This window comes from Salinispora pacifica CNR114, assembly GCF_000514775.1.
GTDB lineage: Bacteria > Actinomycetota > Actinomycetes > Mycobacteriales > Micromonosporaceae > Micromonospora > Micromonospora pacifica.
This window is the reverse complement of record NZ_AZWO01000019.1, coordinates 79,155-100,765: the sequence shown is the minus strand read 5'-3', so window position 1 is coordinate 100,765 and position 21,611 is coordinate 79,155. Positions and strand designations below refer to the sequence as shown.

Genomic DNA, 21,611 nt, shown 5'->3' with positions numbered 1-21,611 from the left:
GACCCCGGCGGTGTCCGGCGCGCCAGAGCCGGAGCCCGATCTCGGCGTGCTGGGCTGGCGCCGTCCCTGGAGATCGGATTAGATTGCTCGGCGATGTGATCATGTGAGGTGCCCGATGGATCTGTACGACGTCATCCACCGCCGCCGGGACGTGCGAGCGCAGTTCACCGGGGCGCCGGTGCCCACCGAGACCCTGGACCGGGTGCTCGCCGCCGCCCACGCGGCCCCGAGCGTCGGATACTCGCAGCCGTGGGACTTCATCCTGGTCCGCGACCCGGAGCTGCGCCGCGCCTTTCACGAGCACGTCAGCGCCGAGCGGGAGGTCTTCGCCGCGGCCCTGACCGGGGAGGCGGCTGAGAGGTTCGCCCGCATCAAGATCGACGGGGTGTTGGAGTCCAGCCTGTCGATCGTCGTCACCTACGACCCGGCCCGGGGCGGACCGGCGGTCCTCGGCCGGCACGCCATCGCCGACACCGGGCTCTACTCAGCCTGCCTGGCCATCCAGAACCTCTGGCTCGCCGCGACCGCCGAGCAGCTCGGCGTCGGCTGGGTGTCGTTCTACCGGGAGCAGTGGCTCGCCGAGCTACTCCGGATCCCGGCCGGGATCCGTCCGGTGGCCTGGCTCTGCCTCGGCCCGGTCACCCACTTCGAGGCGGTACCCGACCTGGCCCGGCACGGCTGGCGGAGCAAGCGCCCGCTGGCCGAGGCCGTGCACACCGACGGCTGGGGCGACCCGCCGGCGTAGGGACAGGATCAGTCCCGCCGGTGCCGGCCAGCCGGCAGTTCCCACTGCCGTTGACCGTTAGGCAGCGCGCGACGGCCGGTCCCGGTGCGAGCGGTCGCCGGGCGTCGGCGCAGGCCGAGCGCCGCGCCGATCTGCGCGCCGACGATACTCGACACGGCGAGGACCGCCGAGACGGCGAGCGGCCGGTTCACCCGGTTCGGATCGCCGGGACCAGCCGCACCGACGGCCACGACCGGCACCTCCGCCGCCGGATCCGAAGCGGTCTGGTCCGGAGCTGCCGTATCCGTCGAGGACGCGTCCGAAACCGCCGTCCCCGAAACCGCCGAGTCCGAACCAGCCGACTCCACCGGTGATGGCGGCGTTGACTGCTCGGCCGACGCCGGCGCCGGCGCGGGTGGCCGGGGTGGGGTCGGTCGGGCGACCAGCCGTCCGGTGGCGTGCGGGCCGGGGCCACGGTCGTGGGCCTCGGCGGGCAGCCGCAAGAGCTGACCCGGGTGGATCCGGTCCGGGTCGGCCAGCCGGTTCAGCGTGGCCAGACTCTGGTAATCCTCGAACCCGTCCAGGTACCGCGCGGCGATCGATCCGAGGTAGTCGCCCCGGGCCACCCGATAGACCGGTGCCCGCTCCGGCGCGGGGGTTGCCGCGGCGGCTGCCAGGGGTACTGCCGGGCCCGCCACCGCCGTGGACGCTGTCGGGCCCGCCACCACCGTGGATGCTGTCGGGCCCACCGTCGCCACCGCCGTGGACGCTGTCGGGGCCGCCGCCACCGCCGCTGCGCTGGCCGCCACGGGACTCGCCACCAAAATCAATGCGACTGAACCGACCAGTGCGGCGGCGGCCCGCTGCTGCCGGCCCATCCCCGGCAACCGGGGGGCGGGGCGACGGACGGCGAGGGCTCCCAGCTCGACCAGCACCGAGAAGGCGAACGTGGCCCAGCCCAACCAGCCGGCCACCGCCAGCACCCGGATGAAGAGCTGGCCGTCGTCGCGGCTGGTCAGCACCGTGCCGATCTCACCGAGGGTCGGCATCTGCGCCGGCAGGGGGTTACCGGCGAACGCGAGTAGCGCCACCGGAGCGCCGAACAGCAGCACACCGAGCAGGGCGAGGGCACCGAACCCGATGAGCACCCGGCCAAGGAGACGAGCCGATGTGGACATGGCAGCCTTCCTTCCTACAGTCCACCGGTCAGCGCCCGTGCGGTCGCCTCCCCGGTGACGTTGACGGTGTCGTCGAAGCCGACGAGGCCGAGCAGCGACCTCCCGTAGGTGACGGTGACCCGCACCCGAACCACGGTCTCCCCGTCAACTTCCGGAAAGCTGACGGTGTGTGCGCTGGCACCAGCGGCGGCGAGATACTCGGCCACCGCCCGCCGCGCCTGCGGCTCGTCGATCCGCTTCGGCCCACCCTCGATCGCGGTGGCCAGATCGATCGACTGCCCCCCGGCGCGGGCGGCTTCGCTGGCGAGGTTGTCAGCTCGCTGCAGCGCGCGTAGCTGCCCGGCCCCATCGAAGGCGAGCGCCACAACGGTGAGAATGCCCAGGGCGGCGATGGCCAAGAAGACACTGACCCGGCCTGAATCGTCCCGGCCCGAGGCGCTGCGGCCCAGGCCGGTACGACTCAACTCGGTGCGGCGGATCGGCTCGGCGGTCATCCTCTGCTCCGGTAACGGTCCAGCGGCGAGGTGAAGCTGGCCGACACCCGACGGCTGCCCGGCACCCCCGGGATGGTGTCCAGCCGCAGGTCGGACAGGTCGACGGTGCAGGAGAGGCGAACGGTCACCGCGGCCGGCTGGCCGATCGGGCTCCGGAACGCGGCGGCGAAGCTGGTCGCCTGGCCGTTGACGGTGCCGCTGAGGTCAACCGTCGGCGTACTCGTGCAGTTGAGACCGCGCCAGTCGAGCTGCCGGACGGCCGCCGCCCGGGCCCGCTCACCGGCGGTGTCCGCGTCGCGGGAGATGGAGGCGGCGCGGGCGGCGTCGTGCGCCGCCGCCTCCACGGCCTCGGCCGCGACCGCGGTACGCCCGGCGACTCCGGCGAGGACCATCAGCGCGATGAAGGCCGGCGCGAGGATCGCCGCCTCGACGGAGACCGAACCATTGTCGCGCTGCGGGTCGCCGCGTCGGCCACCGTCGCGGATCACGGCTCCGTCCACCGTTCCACCGTCCCGTGTGCGCTCTCGCTGATCGGGAAGTCGACGCCGGGTACGACGGAGAGCGAACGGCCCCGGACGGTACAGGTCACCTCGGCCGTGTCGGTCTGGCAGCCCGGCCCCGGGGAGTCCCAGTCGACCAGCCAGCCGCCGGCCGCGGTGAGGAAGCGTCGCGCCCGGTCCGCGCCCGCGTCCGGCGGGGCGTTGAGCACCCGCTGCGCGTTGACCCCGCTCTGCGCCGCGTGCATCGCCGTGGACCGGGCGATGAACACGGCGGCCACCTGGATCGCCCCGAAGAGCAGCACGAAGATCACCGGCATCACCACCGCCAGCTCCACCGGGTTCGCGCCCCGGTCCGTGCCGCCGAGCCGTCGGCGCAGCGCGAGGCAGGCCCGTCGCACGCGCATCGGATCAGGGCGCGGTCGGAATGGCGTTCATCCAGTCCTCCGCCCGGCTGGCGACGAGCGCCGTGACGGTGATCGCGGCAGCCACCAGACCAAAGATGATCACAGCGGTGGGGACGGGACTGTCCCCCCGCTCGCGGTCGGAACGCAGCTCGGCCAGGCGCGCGGCCAGCGCGACCTGGAGGCGAACGAAGAGGGACATGGCGGACTCCTTGTCGGACGGTCGTCAGAGACGGGCGAGGAACGGGTAGGTGGCGAAACCAAGCAGTACGAAGACGAGCAGGGCACCCGGGATGTCCAACCGGCCGGTAATCCCCTCCGCCCGCGCCAGGTTGTCGGTGCGGATCTGGTCGCGCAGCGAGTCGGCCCGGCTGCGCAGGGTCTCGTGCACCTGCGCGCCCTCGCTGCCCGAGGAGCGCATGATCGCGCCCACGTCCCCGAGCTCGGGAATACCGATCCGGTCGGCGAGGTCCCGCAGTTCGTCCCAGGGTGAGTGCATCTGGAGCTGGGCGAGCCGCAGCGACTCCCGGATCCGGTCGAAGACCCAGCCGTCGCAGACCTCCGCCGCCCGCTCCAGCGACTGCACCGGCCCGTGCGCGGCGGAGAGCTGCAACGCCACCAGATCCAGGTAGGTGCAGACGGCGGCCCGGAACTCGCCGCGGGCCGCCTCCGCCTTGGTCAGCACCGCGCGGTGCGCGAGCCACGCGCAGATCAGCGCCAGGCCGAGACTGCCCAGCACCGGTACGGCCACCGGCAGCCCGACGCCCGTGGCGGCGAAGGTGACGCTGAGCAGGGTCGGCGAGGCGAGTCCGATCAACGCGGAGAGCAGCAGCGACAGGGCGTACTGCTCGGGGGTACGGCCGAGCAGGGCGAGCTGTTGGTGCGGGGGACGCAGCCACCGGGTGAGCCCGGTCAGCCACTCCAGCCGCTGGCCGGCGGCCCCAGTCGGGTGGGCCGCTCCCGGCGGCTGGTGCAGCCGCCGCAGCGCGGGGCCGAGCGCGGGGGTCGCCGGCAGGAGCTCCTGAACCACCAGGAAGACCCCGAGCCCGACCAGCGCCCCGGCGGTCACCGCGACGGTCAACAGCCAGTTCGTCACGTCAGCACCTCCTGCGGCTCCGGCGCGGGCAGGAAACGGGCCGGCCGCTGCGGCTGGCTCATCGCGCGAACCCAGGCCAGCAGGACGATGAAGGACACCCCGAGTACCGCCATCACGAGCTGCCCGGTCGGGGTGCCGTACGGACGGATGTAGTCGGTGTTCAGCAGCCCGTACGCGAGCACCGCCAGGGTCATGCCGGTGAGGAAGCGGACCGCGAACCGGGGCTGGGTACGTTTGGCCTCGATCTCCCGCCGGGTGGCGACCTCGGCGCTGGCGGCTGCGGCGATCGAGCCGAGTACGTCGCCCAGGCGCTCCCCCCGATCGGTCAGGTGCAGAATCAACGCCGCCACCACCTGGTCGCACACCGGGTCGGCGATCTCGTCGGCGAAGGCCAGCAGGGCCGGACGGGCCAGCCAGCCGGCCTGGAGGCGGGCGGCGAGCAGCCGTACCTCCTCCTGGATCTCCTCCGGCGCGGTGGCGACGGTGCCGGTGATCGCGGCCTGCAGGCCCTGCCCGGTGGCCGAGATGTCCTTGAGTCGTCGGGTCCACTCACCGACCGCCTCGATCCGGGCGATGGCCTGTTGCTCGGCCCGGCCCACCGAGAAGAGCCAGGGCGTGCCGGGGACCGCGACGGCGACCAGCAGGCCGACCACCGGGAGCCCGGTCAGCAGGAAGCCGAACGCGCCGGCGAACACCGCGCCGACGAGGAGCAGTTGGTGGAAGCGGCGTTCCCGCGCCGTGGTGCCGAAGCCGAGCCGGCTGAGCCCGCGCCGGGCTCCGGGGCCCGGCCCGGGTGGGCGGCGGGTGCCGACGATCGCGACGATGGCCAACAGCAGCCCGGCCACGCAGGCGGCGCCGGAGAGCACCGCGACGAGTTCGATGTCGACCGCGGCGTTCATCGTTGGGCCAGCCGCGTCTGTCGGGGGCGTCGCCAGGCGCCGCTGCCCGCCTCGATCCACCGGCTCAGCAGTCGGGTGTCGTAGCCGACCCGCAGGAGCTGCGTGCGGATCCGCTCCGGTAGGTGCCGGGGCACCGCCCGCCCGTCCGGGCCGGGCCCGAAGACCGTGGTGGTGGTGATCCGATCGCTGTCGCCGACGCCGATCACCTCCTCGACGTGGGAGACGAAGCGGTGCTTGCGGCCGCCGATCGCGGTCTCGTCCTCGATGGTGACGTAGACGATCAGGTCGAGGGCGTTTCCGGCCATCCGGCGGGCCTGGTCCACGGTCACCTCCCGGCCGTGCGCCAGGGCCAGCTCGATGATCCGATCGCCGACGCCGGCCGGGGTACGGGCGTGGATCGTGCACATCGAGCCGCGGCTGGTGGTCATCGCTTGGAGCATCGGCACGATCTCCCGGGAGCGGACCTCGCCGACGATGATCCGCAGGACGCCCATCCGCAGCGACACCGGGATGAGGTCGGCGATGCTGACCTCACCGGCCGGGCGGCCGTCCGGCCCGCGTTCACCGTGCCCCTCGCGGGCTTCGAAGCTCATCACCGCCCGGTGCCGGTCGCCGCGGCGGGCCGGTAGCAGCTCCCGGCTCTCCTCCAGCAGCACATACGGCTCATCAGCCGGGATCTCGTTCATCAGGGCCCGGATGACGGTCGTCTTACCCGCCCCGGCCAGGCCGGCGACCATGATGTTCAGGCCGGCGCGCAGGGCGGCGCGGAGGAAGTCGCGCAGCAGCGGGTCGAGCATCTCGTCCAGGTCGTTCCGGCCGCCGGCGAGGTCGTCCAGCCCCACATCGAGCGTGTTGTGCTTGCGGATCACCGCGTAGGGGCGGTGGCTGACCAGGAACACCGCGGCGAGCCGGCTGCCGTCGGGCAGTTGCAGGTCGAGGGTGGGCTTGGAGGTGGAGAGCGAGCGTTCGGTGGCGCCCGCCCGCCGGGCCGCCGCCTGCAGGATCTCCACCAACTCCTCGTCGCTGTCGGCGATCGGCTCGATCCAGTCGACCCCGCCGCCGCGCCGGGTGACCCGCACCTGGTCGCAGCCGAGAATGTGCACCTCTTCGATGCTCTCGTCCACCAGGAGTGTCTGGAGCCGGCCGAGCCCGGCCAGCTCGGCGGTCACCTGGTCGAGCAGGAGCCGTTCCTCCTCGGCGGTGAGCGGGGTGCCGGCCCGACGGACCGCGTCGGCGTACGCGGAGACGACCGCGACCGCCAGCCGGGCACGCTCGGTGTCTTCGGCGTCGGGGTCGAACTCGCGGCCGCGCTGCCAGTGGGTGAGCCGTTCGCTGAGCTCTCGGCGCAGCTCGCGGACGACCTGGAAGTCGACCCGGGGGCGGGGCGGTGGCTCCGGCCGGGCAGCGGCGGGCCCCGGCTGCCGGCCGTTCGGCGGGGCCAGCGGCGGCGCGGTCGAGGTGGCGGCCGGGGCGACGGTCGGGGGGTGCCGCCGGGGGTCGGCGGAGACGGGTTCAAATCGCATTCGACGCCTCCTGCGGCGCAGCGCCGGCGCCCTCGTGGCCCGCCGCCGGCCAGGCCAGGCGGGCCCGCCTGCGGTCCAGCAGCGCCCCGATCGGCACCTCCAGCTCGCTGGCGGCGCGCAGCAACGGCCGACCGATCCGCACGGTCCCCCCGAGCGTCAACACCTCGGCGGTACGCGGGTCGTGCGGCAGCCGCGCGACGACCGGCACCTGCAACGCCTTGCTGATCTCGCCGCGCCCGTGCCCGTCGCCGACCAGCAGCAGCCGCAGCGTGCCCGGGGCGACTCGGTGCTCGGTGAAGTCCCGCTGGATCGCCCGGACCAGCGCGCGGGTGGCCGAGACCTCGGGCAGCCGCGCCCGGGTGACCACCAGCACCACGGAGGCGGCGCGCAGCAGCGGCCAGGGCGGGCCGGGTACGTGCAGGCGGCCGCAGTCGACGAGGACGTCGTACGGCGGGTCACCGTGGTCTAGTTCGGTGAAGAAGTCGGCGAACCGCTGCCAGAGCGGGGTGACGCTGCCGGCCTGGGCGGGGTCGACCACGCCGGGCAGCAGCAGCCGTTCCCGTTTCGGCGCGTCCAGGTCGACCAGCTGCGACCAGAACGCCGCCTCCAGGTTGCCGTCCCGCAGCTCCCCGACGGCCAACTCGCCGATGCCCCGGGGCCCGTCGAGCGTGCCACCGAGGTAGCCGGCGAGCAGGGATCCGCCCGCCGGGTCGCACTCGGCGAGCACCAGCCGCCGGTGCCAGGTCAGGGCGCAGGCGAGCGCCGAGGTGGTGACTCCCGGCGAGCCCTTCGCGGCGACCAGCGCGATGATCGCCATGCTCAGGCCGCCTCGGTGAGCACGATGGCGATCCGGTCCTGGGCCACCAGCGCCGCCACCGCCGGCACGTCCCGTACGGCGAGCGCCAGGTAGACCACCATCTCGTCGTCGTTTCCGACGATGTTGGCGTCGATCACGGTGGCCTCGAATCGGGTCGCCGTGGTGACCGGCCGGTCGTCGTTGCCGGCCGGGGTGCTGACCAGGGACACCTTGTCCCCGGGGTGCAGTTGGCGGGCCGGCGCCTGGGCCAGGTCCAGGCCCACCGAGAGCTGCTGCTGGCCGGGGGTGAGCAGCGGTTTGTCGGTGAGCTGCTCCATGGTGAGCAGCGTTCCGGGGACGAGCGACACCTTCGCCCGTTTCCCGACCACGTCGCCCTGCTGCCCGGCCGGCACCGGGGAGAGCCCCGCCCCACCGGCGACCTGCACGGTCACCAGGTCGTCGGCGCTGACCACCCGGCCGACCTCGACCGGTCGGGCCACCGCCAGGTAGCTGCCGGTGGCGCGGACCGCGTTGACGGCGAAGGCCGAACCGAGCCCGCCGAGGGCGATCAGGAGGACGGCGAGGCCGAGCAGGCCGGGGCGCATCCGGCGCTGCCGGAGCACCTTCGGCGGGGTGATCGGGGCGTCGGCTGTCGCCGCTGCGTTGCTGGTCGCGAGGCTCACTGGGTTACCACCTGAAGCTCATCGATCTCGATCGTCACGGTGCCGCTGGTCCGGGTGACCTCGAAGCTTCCGCTCTCGCCGCCGCCGCTCCAGCTCACCGTCCAGTGCGTGGTCGCCTGGATCTGGTACGTGCCGGGCTCCGGGTAGCCGCTGTGGTAGCCGCAGTCCGGGGAGCGCTTTCCGGCCAGTGGGCTATCCGACTCGTACGCCGTTCCGGGGCCGGAGCAGGTCACCTTGGTGCCGTTGCCCATGTCCCAGCGCACCCGGGTGACTTCCGCCGCGATCTGAACGGTCAACCCCCGGTCGCTGGCGGAGGCCTGCTGCGGGCCGAAGTAGTGGCGGGGCTGGCCGGAACCGGCCGTGCTGGCCCACATCCACACCGGCAGGCCGACCAACCCGGAGCCGATGCGCCGGCGGGGGGCGACGGCCACCCGCGGTGGGAGCAGGTCGATCGAGGCGAGCGCCGCCCGGGCCAGTTCCGCCGGGTCGGGCGGGGTGCCGAAGCCGGGCGGCGGGGCGTCGAGCAGCTCCGTCCGCTGCGAGCCGAGGTCGCCCCCGTTGCAGGTCAGCACATACCAGTCGAAGCCCTCCGGGGTGCCCTCGGGCCGGGGCTCGATCAGCTTGTAGTAGCAGCCGTCACCGTTGTGAAACCAGCCGAGCACCTCGTCGTAGCAGGGGACGACCTCGCCGTCCCACTGGCACGTCGCACCGCCACCGCCACCGCCGTCACCGGGGCCACCATCTCCCGGGCCACCGTCGTGCCCGGGCTCGTCGTCCCAGACCTCGCAGGTGGTCTGCGAGGGTGGGCAGATCACATCCGGCGGATCAGCAGCCGACGCGGCGGCGACGGGCGGCATAGCGACAACAGCCGGCGCGGCGGCGGCCGGTGCGGCGGCCGGTGCGGCGAGAACGGGTGGCGCGGCGGCGACTGGTGCGGCGGCGACAACAGCCGGCGCGGCGGCGACTGGTGCGGCGGCAGCGGCCAGGCCGGTGGTGATCAACGCTGCCAGCCCCCCGGTGACCAGCGCCGGCAGCGGGGTGCGGCGCGATCGGGTGGCCCAGGTCAGCATGGCTGGTCCTCATGGGCGGCCCCGGTGTTGACCAGCCAGCGGCCATCCGGGTATCGGGCCACGGTCACGGTGGCCAGATGTCGGGTGCTCTGGCCACCGGGGACGACCCGCTCGTCTTCCGCGTAGACCAGCCGCCAGCCGGTTGCGTCGAGGCAGTCCTGGATCTCGACGATGGCCGGGACACTCACGAGGTCCACTGCGGTCACGACGGGGTCCGAACGGAGGGTGCCGATGCGGATGGCGCCGTGCTCTTTGGCGGTGCGGATGGTGAACCGAACTCGGGTCAACAACGGGTCGGCCAGGTAAGTGGTGAGTTCCGGGTGGTGTGGGTCGCTGTCGCCACTCGCTTCCTGGGCCACCGCGAGATATCCGGAATAGGCGGCGAGCGCGGCTCTCCGAGCATTTCGCTCGTCCACTTCCCCCGACGCCGGGGCAGGTTGATCAACCACGCCCACCGTCTCGACCGGTGCTTCCCGGCCGGCTCCGCAGCCGGCCACAGCAGCCAACACCGCGCCCACCACCAGGTACGCCGACACGCCCCTGCGCTGCCTTCCTCGCACTGTCCCGACCCTCCTCGTCGACCTCCACCGGGCGGTCGCTACCCGGTGAATCCGGACATGCGGAAGCGCGGCCGGATGCTGCCATCCGGGCCCCATACAAGGCATCCGCATTTACCGTTACCGACTTGTAAGAAAGATGACTCCCACCCCGCCCGCAGTTTCTTGATCGAATGGTTGCAGGGTCACATTGCACTCAATGGGCGAGCATAGGCTGACGACAGCCGATGCAACAGGGGCAATTCAGGTGAACACGCTCAGTAATGAGAGGTGGTGGGGCGTGGAGCTCTCGGGTCAGGTCAGTCGAGACCGAAGAGCCGCCCAGCAATTACTGTCCGTATTCAGCCGATGGAGTTCGCCGTGACGGTGACCGGTTCCCGCCAAGCGGCACCCCGCTCACTGCTGGCCACGCTCACGATCACCCCGGTGCTCCGGCTCGCCGCCGTACGGCACTCCGTACCGGTGGGGGTGCCGGCCCGGCTCGGCTGCGACGCCTGCGGCGCCCCGATCAGCCTGACCCAACCGGGGCCGGCGATCGGGCCGCGCGCCCGGTGCGGCGGGTGCGGCGCGCGGGTCGGCCCCCCACCTGGCACGGTGGAGGTCGCCGCGCTCGCCGCCGGCCTGATGCTGCTGCTGGCCGGCGGGCCCATCATCGAGCTGGCCGCCATGGCCTGGTGGCTCGGCTGGGCGGTGCCGCTCGCCTTCGTTGACGCCGCGGTGCACCGGCTGCCGGACCGACTCACCGGCCCCGCCACGCTCGGCACCTGGCTGCTGCTCGGACTGGCCGCGACCCTCGACACCGGGTACGCCCCCTGGCTGCGCGCCACCGCCGCCGGGCTCGGCCTTGGCCTGCTCTTCGCCACCAGCACCCTCCTGCTCGGCCGGCGGGGCTTCGGGCTCGGCGACGCGAAGCTCGCGGTCGGGGTGGGTCTGCTCCTGGGCTGGCACGGCTGGCCCTTTCTGGTGCTCGGGCTGCTACTCGCCTTCACCCTCGCCGCTGTGACCGCCCTGACGCTGCTCGCCACCGGGCGGGCCCGCTGGTCCAGCCACCTGCCCTTCGGCCCGTTCCTCCTGCTCGCCACCCCGACCACGCTCCTGCTCACCGGGTGACGGGAGAGTAGACGACGAAGCGCCCGTCCCCGGAAAATCTGCCAGATGGGGGACGGGCGCAGGTCGGGTCGACACCCGAATCGGGATGACCTCGCTGGTGCCGCGGTGGTCAGTCGCGGCCGGGCAACTGGGCGACGAACGCCCGCCACGCCCCCGGCCCGAACACCAGCGCCGGCCCGGTCGGGTCCTTGGAATCCCGCACCCCGACGATGCCCGGAAGGTTGCCGGCGACCTCGACGCAGTCGCCGCCGCTCGTGCCGCTGCGAGTGGACTTCTTCCAGCGAGCGTTACTGAGGTTCATGCAGGCACTCCGCTTCTTTGATCAGCGCGACCGATGAGGCTTGCGGGAGGGCAACGCCCCGCACAGTCTCCCACCTGGTCTGAAGGGTCGCCACCCCTTCCTCGGCGGTGACGACCTCGCCGGCAAGCTGGTCCTCCAGGTGTACGACCCAACCTCCATCCGGGAGCATTGCCAGGGCGAGCGGACCGGAGAGCCCGGCGTGCAGGCCCGCGGCCGTAGGAATCACGTGAATGTGGAGGTACGGCAGCTCCGCCATCCGGAGCAGATGCGCGAGCTGCTCGGCCATGATGGTGTCCCCGAGCCGCAGCGCTCCCTCGTTGATGACGGCCACGACCTGCGGCGGTCGGTCGCGCGTCAGGATCTTCTGCCGCTCCAGCCGAGCCGAGACCTGCTGCTCCACCTCGAACTCGGGCCGGGTGTCGTCGAACCGCAGGACCGTGCGCGCATAGTTCTCGGTCTGGAGCAGGCCCGGAATCAGATTCGGGTGAAAGTAGCGGAGTTGCCGCGCGACCGCCTCGGCCTCCAGCCAGGGCTTGAACCAGGCCGGCTGCTCGTCCCGGTGCGCCAACCGCAGCAGCGACTCGAAGAGGCCGCCGGTCTCCAGGATCTCGTCCGCCCGACACGCGTACGGCAGGTCAGTCATTCGGGTGCCGGTCTCCACCGCCGACACGGTCGATGCCGAGTAGTTCGTTCGACGCCCGAACTCCTCCTGACTCATGCCGGCGAGCGCCCGCTGTCGACGGAGCTGCACCCGGATGAGATCAGCGGCACGTTCAGATTCCATCGGCCCTCCAGAGATTCTTCTAGATCGCCACACCACGCCAGCCCATCAAGCAAGATCGCCAAGCGCCGCCAGCCAACCACCAAGATCGCCAGACGTCGCCAGCCGATTTGCCAAGATCGCCAAGCGCCGCCAGAAAACGAGCAAGATCGCCAGACGTCGCCAGCCCTACCAGCAAGATCGCCAAGCTTCGCCAGGAAAAGAGCACGATCGCCAGACCCTCGCCAGGATCAGCATGAAGCCCTTCCGCCGCCAGGTGGTTAACACCCAGAGTGAATTGAGACGGCGTGAGCCGGTGGAGGACTTTCCCGCCGGACGCGCCTGTCGGACCGCCCCCACCCCCCGCGCTGTCAGTGGGGGCGGTCCTCCACCAACATCAAGGAGGTCCAAATGCGAATCCGCTGGTTTGGTTGGCGTCGGAGGAACGCCGCACCGCCCCGCCCGCACGGCACGAATGCGCCGTACCGCGCAAGGCGGGGCACACCGAGCAGGCGGAGCACACCGAGCAGGCAGATCACCGCGCAGCAATGCGCCGTACCGGGCAAGCGGGCCACACCGGGGAAGCGGGCCTGGCCGCCCAGCGAACCTGCCGGCGTGGATGACCCAACCCACCCTCGCCGAACCCCAACCCGGACGCGTCGGCCGGCTCACCCCCGCCCAACAATGGCGCGCCAACGGAGGCCGCTGGTGAACCCCCACCACCTCCCCCAACCACGACTCGGCCCCCACCCCCAACACCCACACCACCACACCANAAACCAACCACCCCACACACCCCTACGACCCACCTGGACCTGCCGCGCCTGCGGCCACCCCTGGCCCTGCGCCGAAGCCCGCCTCCTCCTCACCNCCCAATACNACACCCGACANNCAANCCTNTCGATCTACCTCGCCGGACTCTGCTACGAAGCCATGCACGACCTCTACCACCTCAACCCCCACGACGCACCACACCCCCGCGACCTATTCGAACGCTTCGTCGCCTGGGGGCCGTTCCGGCGGTCGGGCTGCTGAGCACCGCTATTCGGCTTGCATCAATCGGGGATTTCAGTTTCTAGCCAAGGAACGCAATGCGGTTCGTAAAGACTCTGCCGCCCCACCGAGCCGAGCACGCCCCTCGCCCAACTGATCCAGGAGGCGGGGGCGACGGTGCCGGTCCGCATCGTTGACATCACCGTACCCATCAGGCTGCTGGCCGACAGCCAGGAAGCCACCTCGACCGACGCCCCCGACCAACACAACCCCTGGAGAGCGCCCGCGTCGTTTTCCTCATCACGTTGGCTCATCCACGGGGGCACCTGCGTCGTTGCCGTGGGAGGGTTGCCCCATGGCAACCGCGCCTCGCGTCCGAGCACCCGAGCTGAAGGGCCGTCGCTGGCTGAACACCGGCGGACGAGACCTGACCCTGGCCGACCTTCGAGGCCGGATAACCGTCCTCGACTTCTGGACCTTCTGCTGCATCAACTGCCTACACGTACTCGACGAGCTACGGCCCATCGAGCAGAAGTACGCCGACGTACTCGTGGTCATCGGCGTCCACTCACCCAAGTTCGAACACGAGAAGGACCCGGACGCCCTGGCCGACGCCGTCGAACGGTACGGCGTGCATCACGCGGTGCTCGACGACCCCGAACTGAACATGTGGCAGCAGTACGCCGCCCGGGCCTGGCCGACCCTGGCCGTGATCGACCCCGAGGGATACGTGGTGGCCACGATGGCCGGCGAGGGACACGCCGAAGGCCTGGTCCGGCTCGTGGACGACCTGATCGCCACCCACGAGGCCAAGGGCACTCTGCACCGGGGCGACGGCCCGTACGTGCCCCCCGCCGAGCCGGAGACCACGCTGCGCTTCCCGGGCAAGGGTGTCGTACTCGACAACGAGAACCTACTGGTGTCGGACTCCGCCCGGCACTCCCTCGCCGAGCTGGCTCCGGACGGCGAGACGCTGCTCCGCCGGATCGGCACCGGCGCGCGCGGTCGGGCCGACGGGCCGGCCACGGCGGCCACCTTCGCCGAGCCGCAGGGGCTCTGCCTCCTCCCGGCCCACGTCTCCCGGCTGGTCGGTTACGACCTGGTCGTCGCGGACACCGTCAACCATCTGCTGCGCGGCGTACGCCTCGACACCGGCGAGGTGGTCACCGTGGCCGGCACCGGCCGGCAGTGGCGTTCCACCGTGGATGACCACGCCCACGACGCCCGCTCGGTCGACCTCTCCTCCCCCTGGGACCTGGCCTGGTACGACGACCGCCTGGTGATCGCCATGGCCGGCATCCACCAGCTCTGGTGGTTCGACCCGGTGAAACGCACCGCCGGCATGTACGCGGGCAGCACCGTCGAGGCGCGCAAGGACGGCCCGCTGGCCGAGGCGTGGCTGGCCCAGCCCTCCGGCCTGTCGGTCTCCGCCGACGGCAGCCGGCTCTGGGTGGCCGACAGCGAGACCAGCGCGGTCCGCTACGTCGAGAACGGCGCCCTGCACACCGCGGTCGGGCAGGGGCTCTTCGAGTTCGGGCACGTCGACGGGCCGGCCGCGCAGGCGCTGCTCCAGCATCCGCTGGGGGTCTGCGCGCTGCCCGACGGGTCGGTGCTGATCGCCGACACGTACAACGGGGCGGTCCGCCGCTACGACCCGGAGTCGGACTCGGTCGGCACGGTCGCCGACGGGCTCGCCGAGCCGAGCGACCTGCTGCTCACCCCGGACGGCGGAGTGCTGGTCGTGGAGTCCACCGCCCACCGACTGACCCGACTCGCGCCGGGCGCGCTCACCGCCGCCGGGGCCAGCACGGTCGACGGCCCGCGGCACCGGACCGAGCGGAGACCGACCGAGCTACGCGCCGGCGAGGTGACCCTGGAGGTCATCTTCACCCCGGCGCCCGGTCAAAAGCTCGACGACAGCTATGGACCGTCCACCCGCCTGGTGGTCACGGCGTCCCCGCCGGAGCTGCTGCTGGCCGGCGCGGGCACCGGCACCGAGCTGACCCGCCAGCTGGTGCTCAACGACTCGGTACCCGAGGGGGTGCTCCAGGTGACCGCCCAGGCGGCGACCTGCGACGCCGATGCGGCGCACGCCGCGTGTCACCTGACCCGACAGGACTGGGGCGTACCGATCTGGGTGGTTGACGACGCAGCCGACCGCCTCCCGCTGGTGCTACGCGGCATGGACCCGGGGGCCGGCGCGGACCCCGGCACCTGACCGGCACGGGGGTCCCGTAACGCTGTTAGGCCCGCCCCGCACCTCCGGTGAACGGGGCGAGCGGGACCCCCGCGTCAACCAACACGGCGCGGATCAGCTCGGCGCAGCGCACCGCACCGGGGGTGTCGCCGTGTAGGCAGATCGACTGGACCGGGCAGGGAATCACGGTGCCGTCGACCGCCACCACCGCCTGCTCGGTAGCCATCCGGAGAGCCTGCTGGGCCATCTGCTCCGCGTCGGTGACCAGCGCGTCCGGGGTGCCCCGGGGCACCAGCCTGCCGTTGGGCTGGTAGCCCCGGTCGGCGAAGCCCTCGCTGACCGCCCGCAGCCCCGCACCATTCGCGAGTTGGGCGAGCACCGAGCCGGACGGGCAGAGCAGGGAGAGCTGGTCGTCGTACTCGGCGACCGCAGCGACCACCGCCGCCGCCTGCGATTCGTCGTGGGTGACGGCGTGGTAGAGCGCGCCGTGCGGCTTGAGGTAGCGGACCCGCGTCCCGGCGACCCGGCAGAAGCCGTCGAGCGCACCGAGCTGGTAGATGACCTCGTCGCGTAGTTCGGCGAACTCGTACGCGATGTGCCGGCGGCCGAAGCCAACCAGGTCCCGGTAGCTGACCTGGGCGCCCACCATGACTCCCCGCTCGGCGGCCCCGGCGCAGACCCGACGCATGGTGACGGCGTCGCCCGCGTGGAAGCCGCAGGCGACGTTGGCGGAGGTGACCAGGTCCAGCAGCGCGGCATCGTCGCCGAGCCGCCAGACGCCGAGGCCCTCACCGAGATCCGCGTTGAGGTCCATAGAACCTCACCGTAGTCCCTGGCCGGGCCTGCGCGAGCGGGGTCACGTCAACCACCACCCCGACCACCGGGTACCCCCCGGTGGTCGGATGGTCGGCGAGGAAGACCAGGGGTTGGCCGTCCGCCGGCACCTGCACCGCCCCGAGTACGAGCCCCTCGCTGGGCAGCTCCCCCGACACCGCTCGGGGCAGCGGCGCCCCGGACAGGCGAGCGCCGACCCGGTTGCTGACCGGGGTCAGGGTGTAGGCCGTACCGAACAGCCGGTCGAGTGCGGGTGCGGTGAACCAGTCGGCGCGTGGACCGAGGCGCAGCGCCAGCCGTACCTCGGCCGGGGCCGGCACGGTCGCGGTGACATCCACCGGGGCGGGCGGCCCGGCCGGCGCGCCCACGGGGAGCCGGTCGCCGTCGTGCAGTGGGGGCGGGCCGAGCCCGGAGAGGGTGTCGGTGGCCCGGCTGCCGAGCACCGGTTCGACGGCGAGCCCGCCGGCGACGGCGAGCCAGGACCGCAGCCCGGTGCGCGGCGGACCGACCCGCACCACCGCACCTGCCGGGATCGCGAGCGGCCGCCCCACGTCGCCGGGACGCTCGCCGACGTGAACGGGAGCGTCCGCCCCGGTGACCGCGACCGTGGTGGCGCGACGGAACCGCAGCTCACACCCAGTCAGGGTGATCTCCAGACCGGCGGCGCCCTCCGGGTTGCCGACCAGCCGGTTGGCCAGCCGAAGCGCACCCGGGTCGAGAGCGCCGGAGCGCGGTACGCCGAGGTGCGCCCAGCCGGGCCGGCCGAGATCCTGCACGGTGGTGAGCATGCCGGCCCGCAATACCTCGACCACGTCACCCCTGCCGGCTTCGACCGCGCTGGTTAACGTCGGCCCGGTGGGCCGGGTGCCGGTCATGCCGGGACCAGCCGTACCCGGGTGCCGGGCGTGAGCCGGGCCGGTGGGTCGGCGTGCACGTCGAACAGGGGCAGGTCGGTGTGGCCGACGAGCAGCCAGCCGCCGGGCGAGGCGGTCGGATAGATCCCGGCGTACGGACCGGCCAGCGCGACGGAGCCGGCCGGGACCCGGGGGCGGGGGGTCGGCAGCCGGGGCACGGCCAACCCGGCGGGCAACCCGGTCAGGTACGCGAAGCCGGGCGCGAAACCGCAGAAGGCCACCCGGAACTCGGTGCCGATGAGCCGGCGTACGACGGTCGGCACGGCGACGTCCCAGTAGCCGGCGACGGTCGGCAGGTCGGCCCCGTCGTAACGCACCGGAACCTCGCAGACGCCGGTGCCTCCACTTCCGGTGCCGGCGGTGCCGGTGTCCGTGTCCGTGCCCGTGCCCGTGCCCGTGCCCGTGCCGGCAGTATCGGTGCCGGCGCGGCCGGTGCCTCCACTGCCGGTGCCCGTGCCGGCGGTGCCGGCGCTCAGGGCGGCGGTGCCGGTGGCAGCGATGCTGGGGGGCAGGTTCCAGGTGCCGAGGAGTGCGGCGGTGTGGGTCGGATCGGGGAGGCCGTCGAGCAGCACGGTGCGGGCCGCCGGAATGATCTCGATCGCGTCCAGGTCGCCCCGTTCCCGGCGTCGCCACAGCTCGGCTCGCCACGCCTCCACCTGGTCGGCGTCGGAACAGTCGAGCAACAGGGCGTGCGCCCCGACCGGCCGGATCCGCATCCCGCCATCTTCCCGGACCAGCCAGGTTCCGGAACGAGCCGGCAGCCGGACGCCCACCCGCTCGGCCACCGGTTACGTGACCATCGGCACTACCACCAGGTAACCTACGGCGTCGTAACCTGTTGGCGTGACCTCCTCCGCACCAACCCGCCTCAAGCCGACCGACCTCGGCAAACCTCGGATGCGCGGCTGGCTGCACGCGTACGCGTTCTTCGTCGCCGTCGTCTGCGGGATCGTCCTCTGCTCCATCGCTGCCGCCCGGTCCGGCTGGTCGCCGCTGGTCAGCACCCTGATCTACAGCCTGACCGTCTGCGGGCTCTTCGGCACCAGCGGGCTCTACCACCGGCGGGTGTGGTCAGAGCGCGGCTTCCAGGTCATGCGGCGGATGGACCACTCGATGATCTTTATCTTCATCGCCGGTACGTACACGCCATTCTGCGTCCTGCTGCTGGAGCCCCGACCAGCGACGATCATGCTCGCGCTGGTGTGGGGTGGCGCACTCGGGGGCGTGGCCCTCAAGCTCGTCTGGCCGCACGCCCCACGCTGGGTCTCCGCGCCGCTCTACCTGGCGCTCGGCTGGGTCGCGGTGGCGATGCTGCCGGACATCCTCCACGCGGGCGGGGTGACCGCCCTGGTCCTACTGATCGTTGGCGGTGCGATCTACAGCATCGGCGCGGTGAGCTACGCCCTGCGCCGGCCCAACCCGTGGCCCACGGTCTTCGGTCACCACGAGTTCTTCCACGCCTGCACCCTGGTCGCCGCGATCTGTCACCACATCGCGATCTACTTCGCCCTCTTCGCCTAGCCCTCCGGCCGGTCGGGAACACCAATCGGGCAAGCTGGGGGTATGACGGACGCGCACGCCCAAAACCGCACGCTGGTGTTGCTCCGACACGCGAAGGCAGAGCCCCCCGGTGACCGACCGGACGTGGACCGGCCGCTGACGGCGCGCGGGCGGGCGGACGCGGCGGCCGCCGGCGCGTGGCTGGCCCACCACCGGCTCCTCCCGGACGTGGTGATCTGCTCCTCGGCCCGCCGCACCCGGGAAACCTGGCACGGCGTGGCGATGGGGATGACCGGGGCGCCATCGGAGGGCGGCTCCGCGGGCCCGGCACCCGACGTGCACTACGCCGACGACGCGTACGAGGCGCATCCGGCGGATCTGCTGGCCCTGGTGCGCCGGGTCGAACCGACCGCCCGGACGGTGTTACTGATCGCCCACAACCCCGGCGTGTCGCAGCTGTCGATACTGCTCGACTCCGAGCAGGCGGACCGGGACCCACAACGGACCAGCCAGGCCGTGGTGCATCGCACGACGGCGGAGTGGGCCCACCTCGGCCGCCGGGACACCGTCATCACCACCGAGCACACCGCCCGCGGCTGAGCCGCGACGGGCGGAGCCGCTGGGGTTGAGCTGCTGGGGTTGAGCTGCTGCCGGGCGGCGCCGCCGCGCGGGGCCGCCGGGTTAAGCCGGCGCCAGTCGCGACGGCTTACCCCGCCGCTCAGGACGGCGGCGCTGTCGGCGGCGGTGGATCCGGCGGCGGTGGCATCATCGCGGTCGGATGCGACAGCCGGTTCTCCTCCACGATCAGCGTCCGCGCCCGCTTGCGCCGGTCCTGCCAGAACCACACCGTGGTGAGGAGGACGGCCAGCCCGGCCAGAATGAAGACCCAACCGACCGCACGCAGGTCCACCCACCAAACGTTGGCCCGGACCGCGAAGGTGAGGATCGCCCCGAGGGCGATCAGGAAAATACCGCTACCAATGCCCATGTGCGCTGCACTCCCCCGTGCGATGGCTCTGGGCGTTCTCTGCCTGACCTGATGCCGGTTACCCGCCGCCGCCGGGTGCTACCCCTGTCCGGGCCGGGCAACCAACACGACGGCCGGCGGGTCACCCCGCCGGCCGTCGGTTCTGCCGGGTCTGTCCCCGGATCAGCCCTGCCCTTCGAAACTGGTCAGAACGCCTCCTCCGGGAGGTCCATGACGCTCAGGTCGACGTTCTCGATGATGCGCCGATCGGCGCCGATGCGCGGCAGCACCTCGCGGGCGAAGAACCGGGCCGCCGCCACCTTGCCGGTGTAGAAGTCCCGGTCGGTGCCGGCGTCGCCAGCGAGCGCCGTCAGCGCCACGTCGGCCTGCCGCTGGAGCAGCCAGCCCACCACCAGGTCCCCAACGGCGAGCAGGAACCGGCGGCTGCCCAGGCCGACCTTGTACAGCGCCCGGGTCTCGCCGCCCTGCGCCGCACCCAGCCAGCCGGTCAGCGTGCCGAGGATGCTCTGAATCTCGCCGAGGGCGCGGCCGAGCGCCTGCCGCTCCTCCTTGAGCTGCCCGTTACCAGCCTCGGCGGAGATGAACTCCTGGATCTCGCCGGCGACCGCCATCAGGGCCTTGCCGTTGTCCCGGACGACCTTGCGGAAGATCAGGTCGAGGCTCTGGATCGCCGTGGTGCCCTCGTACAGAGTGTCGATCTTGGCGTCCCGGACGTACTGCTCCAGCGGGTAGTCCTGGAGGAAGCCGGAGCCACCAAAGGTCTGGAGGGACTCGTGGCCGAGCAGTTCGTACGCCCGCTCCGAGCCGACGCCCTTGACCAGTGGCAGCAGCAGGTCGTTGACCCGCTTGGCGAGCTTGACGGTCTTCTCGTCGCCGGCCGCCTCAGCGATGGCGACCTTGTCCTGCCAGGTGGCGGTGTAGCAGACGAGGGCCCGCAGCCCCTCGGCGTACGACTTCTGGAGCAGCAGCGAGCGGCGTACGTCCGGGTGGTGGGTGATCGTGACCCGGGGAGCGCTCTTGTCGGTCATCTGGGTCAGGTCGGCGCCCTGCACCCGGCTCTTGGCGTACTCAAGCGCGTTCAGGTAGCCGGTGGAGAGGGTGGCGATCGCCTTCGTGCCGACCATCATCCGGGCGTACTCGATGATCATGAACATCTGCCGGATGCCGTCGTGCTTCTCACCCAGGAGCCAGCCCTGGGCCGGCACGCCGTGCTCGCCGAAGGTCAGCTCGCAGGTGTTCGAGACCTTGAGGCCCATCTTGTGCTCGACGTTGGTGGCGAAGACGCCGTTGCGCTCGCCCAGCTCGCCGGTCTCCTCGTTGAAGTGGTATTTCGGCACCACGAAGAGGGAGAGGCCCTTGGTGCCCGGGCCGCCCACACCCTCGACCCCGACCGGCCGGGCCAGCACATAGTGGACGATGTTGTCGCTGAGGTCGTGCTCGCCGGAGGTGATGAAGCGCTTGACGCCCTCGATGTGCCACGAGCCGTCCGGCTGCGGGATGGCACGGGCGCGGCCGGCGCCGACATCCGAGCCGGCGTCCGCCTCGGTCAGCACCATCGTGGAGCCCCAGCCCTGGTCGATGAAGAGCTTTGCCCACCTCCGCTGCCGCTCGGTGCCCTCAACGTGCAGGACGTGCGCGAACGAGGGGCCGGAGGCGTACATCCAGACCGCGGCGTTGGAGCCCAACACCAGCTCGGCCAGCGACCACCAGAGGGCGCGGGGTGCGTTGCTACCGCCGAGCGCCTCGGGCAGGTCCAGCCGCCAGAACTCGGCGTCGATGAACCGGCGGTACGACTTCTTGAACGACTCCGTCAGCGGAGCGGTGTGTGTCGCCGGATCAAAGACCGGCGGGTTGCGGTCGCTGTCCGTGTAGCTGGCTGCCAGGTCTTCCCGGGCTAGCCGGTCGACCTCGGCGAGGAAGCTCCGGGCGGTGTCGACATCCAGCTCCGTGTAGGGGGCCTGGCTGAACGCCCGGTCTGCCCCGAACACCTCGAACAGGTTGAACTCAAGGTCCCGAAGGTTGCTCTTGTAGTGGGTCATGGTCGCTGGCCCCGCTTCCGGACGCGTGTTACCGATCAGTAACCCCGACTGTAT

25 protein-coding genes are annotated in these 21,611 nt (G+C 72.2%); 6 read left to right on the top strand and 19 right to left on the bottom strand.

Annotated features, from left to right (window positions below; all coding sequences use genetic code 11):
* The first annotated feature begins 115 nt into the window (after positions 1 to 115).
* Positions 116 to 745, top strand: coding sequence for a 5,6-dimethylbenzimidazole synthase (gene bluB, locus B118_RS0113875; RefSeq protein ID WP_018222028.1), 630 nt, complete (start codon positions 116 to 118; stop codon positions 743 to 745).
* 8 nt (positions 746 to 753) lie between these two features.
* Here the strand turns inward: bluB and B118_RS0113870 are convergent, their stop codons facing one another.
* The 12 genes from B118_RS0113870 to B118_RS0113815 are packed head-to-tail and all read right to left on the bottom strand — an operon-like array spanning position 754 to position 9,900.
* Positions 754 to 1,902 carry a LysM peptidoglycan-binding domain-containing protein gene (locus tag B118_RS0113870; protein ID WP_026270829.1) on the bottom strand — a complete coding sequence of 383 codons (1,149 nt, stop codon included), beginning with the start codon at positions 1,900 to 1,902 and terminating at the stop codon, positions 754 to 756.
* Between the two features lie 14 nt (positions 1,903 to 1,916).
* Positions 1,917 to 2,396, bottom strand: coding sequence for a pilus assembly protein TadG-related protein (locus B118_RS0113865; protein ID WP_033773705.1), 480 nt, complete (start codon positions 2,394 to 2,396; stop codon positions 1,917 to 1,919).
* Positions 2,393 to 2,896 carry a TadE/TadG family type IV pilus assembly protein gene (locus B118_RS0113860; protein ID WP_043541343.1) on the bottom strand — a complete coding sequence of 168 codons (504 nt, stop codon included), beginning with the start codon at positions 2,894 to 2,896 and terminating at the stop codon, positions 2,393 to 2,395. The genes B118_RS0113865 and B118_RS0113860 overlap by 4 nt, the downstream gene beginning before the upstream one ends.
* Positions 2,881 to 3,300: a TadE family protein gene (locus B118_RS0113855; RefSeq protein WP_018222024.1), complete on the bottom strand. Its 420-nt coding sequence runs from the start codon at positions 3,298 to 3,300 to the stop codon at positions 2,881 to 2,883. Before B118_RS0113855 ends, B118_RS0113860 begins: the two co-directional genes overlap by 16 nt.
* Before the next feature lie 4 nt (positions 3,301 to 3,304).
* The gene (locus B118_RS0113850; protein WP_018222023.1) at positions 3,305 to 3,499 is read right to left on the bottom strand and encodes a hypothetical protein; all 195 of its coding nucleotides are present in this window, start codon (positions 3,497 to 3,499) and stop codon (positions 3,305 to 3,307) included.
* A 24-nt stretch (positions 3,500 to 3,523) separates the two neighbouring features.
* A complete protein-coding gene (locus B118_RS0113845) occupies positions 3,524 to 4,393 on the bottom strand; it encodes a type II secretion system F family protein (RefSeq protein ID WP_028192914.1) in 870 nt (289 codons plus the stop codon).
* A complete protein-coding gene (locus tag B118_RS0113840) occupies positions 4,390 to 5,292 on the bottom strand; it encodes a type II secretion system F family protein (RefSeq protein WP_018812102.1) in 903 nt (300 codons plus the stop codon). The genes B118_RS0113845 and B118_RS0113840 overlap by 4 nt, the downstream gene beginning before the upstream one ends.
* Positions 5,289 to 6,815, bottom strand: a complete 1,527-nt coding sequence (locus B118_RS0113835; protein WP_028192913.1) for a TadA family conjugal transfer-associated ATPase — start codon at positions 6,813 to 6,815, stop codon at positions 5,289 to 5,291. The genes B118_RS0113840 and B118_RS0113835 overlap by 4 nt, the downstream gene beginning before the upstream one ends.
* Entirely contained in the window at positions 6,805 to 7,632 is an 828-nt protein-coding gene (locus B118_RS0113830; protein ID WP_028192912.1) for a CpaE/TadZ family protein, read from the bottom strand. Before B118_RS0113830 ends, B118_RS0113835 begins: the two co-directional genes overlap by 11 nt.
* 2 nt (positions 7,633 to 7,634) lie before the next feature.
* Entirely contained in the window at positions 7,635 to 8,294 is a 660-nt protein-coding gene (locus B118_RS0113825) for an SAF domain-containing protein (RefSeq protein ID WP_018812101.1), read from the bottom strand.
* On the bottom strand, positions 8,291 to 9,364 hold the full coding sequence (locus B118_RS0113820) for a hypothetical protein (protein WP_028192911.1): 1,074 nt from the start codon (positions 9,362 to 9,364) through the stop codon (positions 8,291 to 8,293). Before B118_RS0113820 ends, B118_RS0113825 begins: the two co-directional genes overlap by 4 nt.
* Entirely contained in the window at positions 9,358 to 9,900 is a 543-nt protein-coding gene (locus B118_RS0113815) for a hypothetical protein (RefSeq protein ID WP_018222016.1), read from the bottom strand. The genes B118_RS0113820 and B118_RS0113815 overlap by 7 nt, the downstream gene beginning before the upstream one ends.
* 369 nt (positions 9,901 to 10,269) lie before the next feature.
* On the opposite strand from B118_RS0113815, the gene B118_RS0113810 reads away from it, so the two are divergent.
* Positions 10,270 to 11,031 (top strand): prepilin peptidase, encoded by a 762-nt coding sequence (locus B118_RS0113810; RefSeq protein ID WP_028192910.1) that lies wholly within the window; start codon positions 10,270 to 10,272, stop codon positions 11,029 to 11,031.
* A 109-nt stretch (positions 11,032 to 11,140) separates the two neighbouring features.
* On the opposite strand, the gene B118_RS0113805 is transcribed toward B118_RS0113810, so the two are convergent.
* Together B118_RS0113805 and B118_RS0113800 are read right to left on the bottom strand one after the other, a co-directional pair.
* Complete coding sequence (locus B118_RS0113805) at positions 11,141 to 11,332, bottom strand: DUF397 domain-containing protein (RefSeq protein ID WP_018735064.1); 192 nt, start codon at positions 11,330 to 11,332, stop codon at positions 11,141 to 11,143.
* A complete protein-coding gene (locus B118_RS0113800; RefSeq protein WP_028192909.1) occupies positions 11,319 to 12,116 on the bottom strand; it encodes a helix-turn-helix domain-containing protein in 798 nt (265 codons plus the stop codon). The genes B118_RS0113805 and B118_RS0113800 overlap by 14 nt, the downstream gene beginning before the upstream one ends.
* A 684-nt stretch (positions 12,117 to 12,800) precedes the next feature.
* Between B118_RS0113800 and B118_RS32875 the strand changes: the two genes are divergently transcribed.
* Both B118_RS32875 and B118_RS0113790 read left to right on the top strand, forming a co-directional pair.
* The gene (locus tag B118_RS32875) at positions 12,801 to 13,127 is read left to right on the top strand and encodes a hypothetical protein (protein WP_043541350.1); all 327 of its coding nucleotides are present in this window, start codon (positions 12,801 to 12,803) and stop codon (positions 13,125 to 13,127) included.
* 313 nt (positions 13,128 to 13,440) lie between these two features.
* Positions 13,441 to 15,303, top strand: a complete 1,863-nt coding sequence (locus B118_RS0113790) for an NHL domain-containing thioredoxin family protein (RefSeq protein WP_018221801.1) — start codon at positions 13,441 to 13,443, stop codon at positions 15,301 to 15,303.
* Between the two features lie 25 nt (positions 15,304 to 15,328).
* Here B118_RS0113790 and B118_RS0113785 read toward each other — a convergent pair whose 3' ends face one another.
* The 3 genes from B118_RS0113785 to B118_RS0113775 are packed head-to-tail and all read right to left on the bottom strand — an operon-like array spanning position 15,329 to position 17,746.
* A complete protein-coding gene (locus tag B118_RS0113785; RefSeq protein ID WP_018812768.1) occupies positions 15,329 to 16,096 on the bottom strand; it encodes a LamB/YcsF family protein in 768 nt (255 codons plus the stop codon).
* Complete coding sequence (locus B118_RS0113780; RefSeq protein WP_018812767.1) at positions 16,071 to 16,991, bottom strand: 5-oxoprolinase subunit C family protein; 921 nt, start codon at positions 16,989 to 16,991, stop codon at positions 16,071 to 16,073. The genes B118_RS0113785 and B118_RS0113780 overlap by 26 nt, the downstream gene beginning before the upstream one ends.
* On the bottom strand, positions 16,988 to 17,746 hold the full coding sequence (locus B118_RS0113775) for a 5-oxoprolinase subunit B family protein (protein ID WP_026270974.1): 759 nt from the start codon (positions 17,744 to 17,746) through the stop codon (positions 16,988 to 16,990). The genes B118_RS0113780 and B118_RS0113775 overlap by 4 nt, the downstream gene beginning before the upstream one ends.
* Positions 17,747 to 17,873: 127 nt before the next feature.
* On the opposite strand from B118_RS0113775, the gene trhA reads away from it, so the two are divergent.
* A complete protein-coding gene (gene trhA / locus B118_RS0113770) occupies positions 17,874 to 18,551 on the top strand; it encodes a PAQR family membrane homeostasis protein TrhA (RefSeq protein ID WP_026270973.1) in 678 nt (225 codons plus the stop codon).
* 42 nt (positions 18,552 to 18,593) lie between these two features.
* Positions 18,594 to 19,130 (top strand): SixA phosphatase family protein, encoded by a 537-nt coding sequence (locus B118_RS0113765; protein ID WP_018812764.1) that lies wholly within the window; start codon positions 18,594 to 18,596, stop codon positions 19,128 to 19,130.
* 118 nt (positions 19,131 to 19,248) lie between these two features.
* Here B118_RS0113765 and B118_RS0113760 read toward each other — a convergent pair whose 3' ends face one another.
* Both B118_RS0113760 and B118_RS0113755 read right to left on the bottom strand, forming a co-directional pair.
* Entirely contained in the window at positions 19,249 to 19,518 is a 270-nt protein-coding gene (locus B118_RS0113760) for a DUF6458 family protein (protein ID WP_018217865.1), read from the bottom strand.
* A gap of 185 nt (positions 19,519 to 19,703) precedes the next feature.
* Entirely contained in the window at positions 19,704 to 21,557 is a 1,854-nt protein-coding gene (locus tag B118_RS0113755) for an acyl-CoA dehydrogenase (protein ID WP_018221807.1), read from the bottom strand.
* Positions 21,558 to 21,611 lie beyond the last annotated feature (54 nt).

Coding starts and splice junctions, on each gene's coding strand:
- bluB (WP_018222028.1), top strand. CDS start 116: ATGGATCTGTACGACGTCATCCACCGCCGCCGGGACGTGCGAGCGCAG.
- B118_RS0113870 (WP_026270829.1), bottom strand. CDS start 1,902: ATGTCCACATCGGCTCGTCTCCTTGGCCGGGTGCTCATCGGGTTCGGT.
- B118_RS0113865 (WP_033773705.1), bottom strand. CDS start 2,396: ATGACCGCCGAGCCGATCCGCCGCACCGAGTTGAGTCGTACCGGCCTG.
- B118_RS0113855 (WP_018222024.1), bottom strand. CDS start 3,300: ATGCGCGTGCGACGGGCCTGCCTCGCGCTGCGCCGACGGCTCGGCGGC.
- B118_RS0113850 (WP_018222023.1), bottom strand. CDS start 3,499: ATGTCCCTCTTCGTTCGCCTCCAGGTCGCGCTGGCCGCGCGCCTGGCC.
- B118_RS0113840 (WP_018812102.1), bottom strand. CDS start 5,292: ATGAACGCCGCGGTCGACATCGAACTCGTCGCGGTGCTCTCCGGCGCC.
- B118_RS0113835 (WP_028192913.1), bottom strand. CDS start 6,815: ATGCGATTTGAACCCGTCTCCGCCGACCCCCGGCGGCACCCCCCGACC.
- B118_RS0113830 (WP_028192912.1), bottom strand. CDS start 7,632: ATGGCGATCATCGCGCTGGTCGCCGCGAAGGGCTCGCCGGGAGTCACC.
- B118_RS0113820 (WP_028192911.1), bottom strand. CDS start 9,364: ATGCTGACCTGGGCCACCCGATCGCGCCGCACCCCGCTGCCGGCGCTG.
- B118_RS0113810 (WP_028192910.1), top strand. CDS start 10,270: ATGGAGTTCGCCGTGACGGTGACCGGTTCCCGCCAAGCGGCACCCCGC.
- B118_RS0113805 (WP_018735064.1), bottom strand. CDS start 11,332: ATGAACCTCAGTAACGCTCGCTGGAAGAAGTCCACTCGCAGCGGCACG.
- B118_RS0113800 (WP_028192909.1), bottom strand. CDS start 12,116: ATGGAATCTGAACGTGCCGCTGATCTCATCCGGGTGCAGCTCCGTCGA.
- B118_RS0113790 (WP_018221801.1), top strand. CDS start 13,441: ATGGCAACCGCGCCTCGCGTCCGAGCACCCGAGCTGAAGGGCCGTCGC.
- B118_RS0113785 (WP_018812768.1), bottom strand. CDS start 16,096: ATGGACCTCAACGCGGATCTCGGTGAGGGCCTCGGCGTCTGGCGGCTC.
- B118_RS0113780 (WP_018812767.1), bottom strand. CDS start 16,991: ATGACCGGCACCCGGCCCACCGGGCCGACGTTAACCAGCGCGGTCGAA.
- B118_RS0113775 (WP_026270974.1), bottom strand. CDS start 17,746: ATGCGGATCCGGCCGGTCGGGGCGCACGCCCTGTTGCTCGACTGTTCC.
- B118_RS0113765 (WP_018812764.1), top strand. CDS start 18,594: ATGACGGACGCGCACGCCCAAAACCGCACGCTGGTGTTGCTCCGACAC.
- B118_RS0113760 (WP_018217865.1), bottom strand. CDS start 19,518: ATGGGCATTGGTAGCGGTATTTTCCTGATCGCCCTCGGGGCGATCCTC.
- B118_RS0113755 (WP_018221807.1), bottom strand. CDS start 21,557: ATGACCCACTACAAGAGCAACCTTCGGGACCTTGAGTTCAACCTGTTC.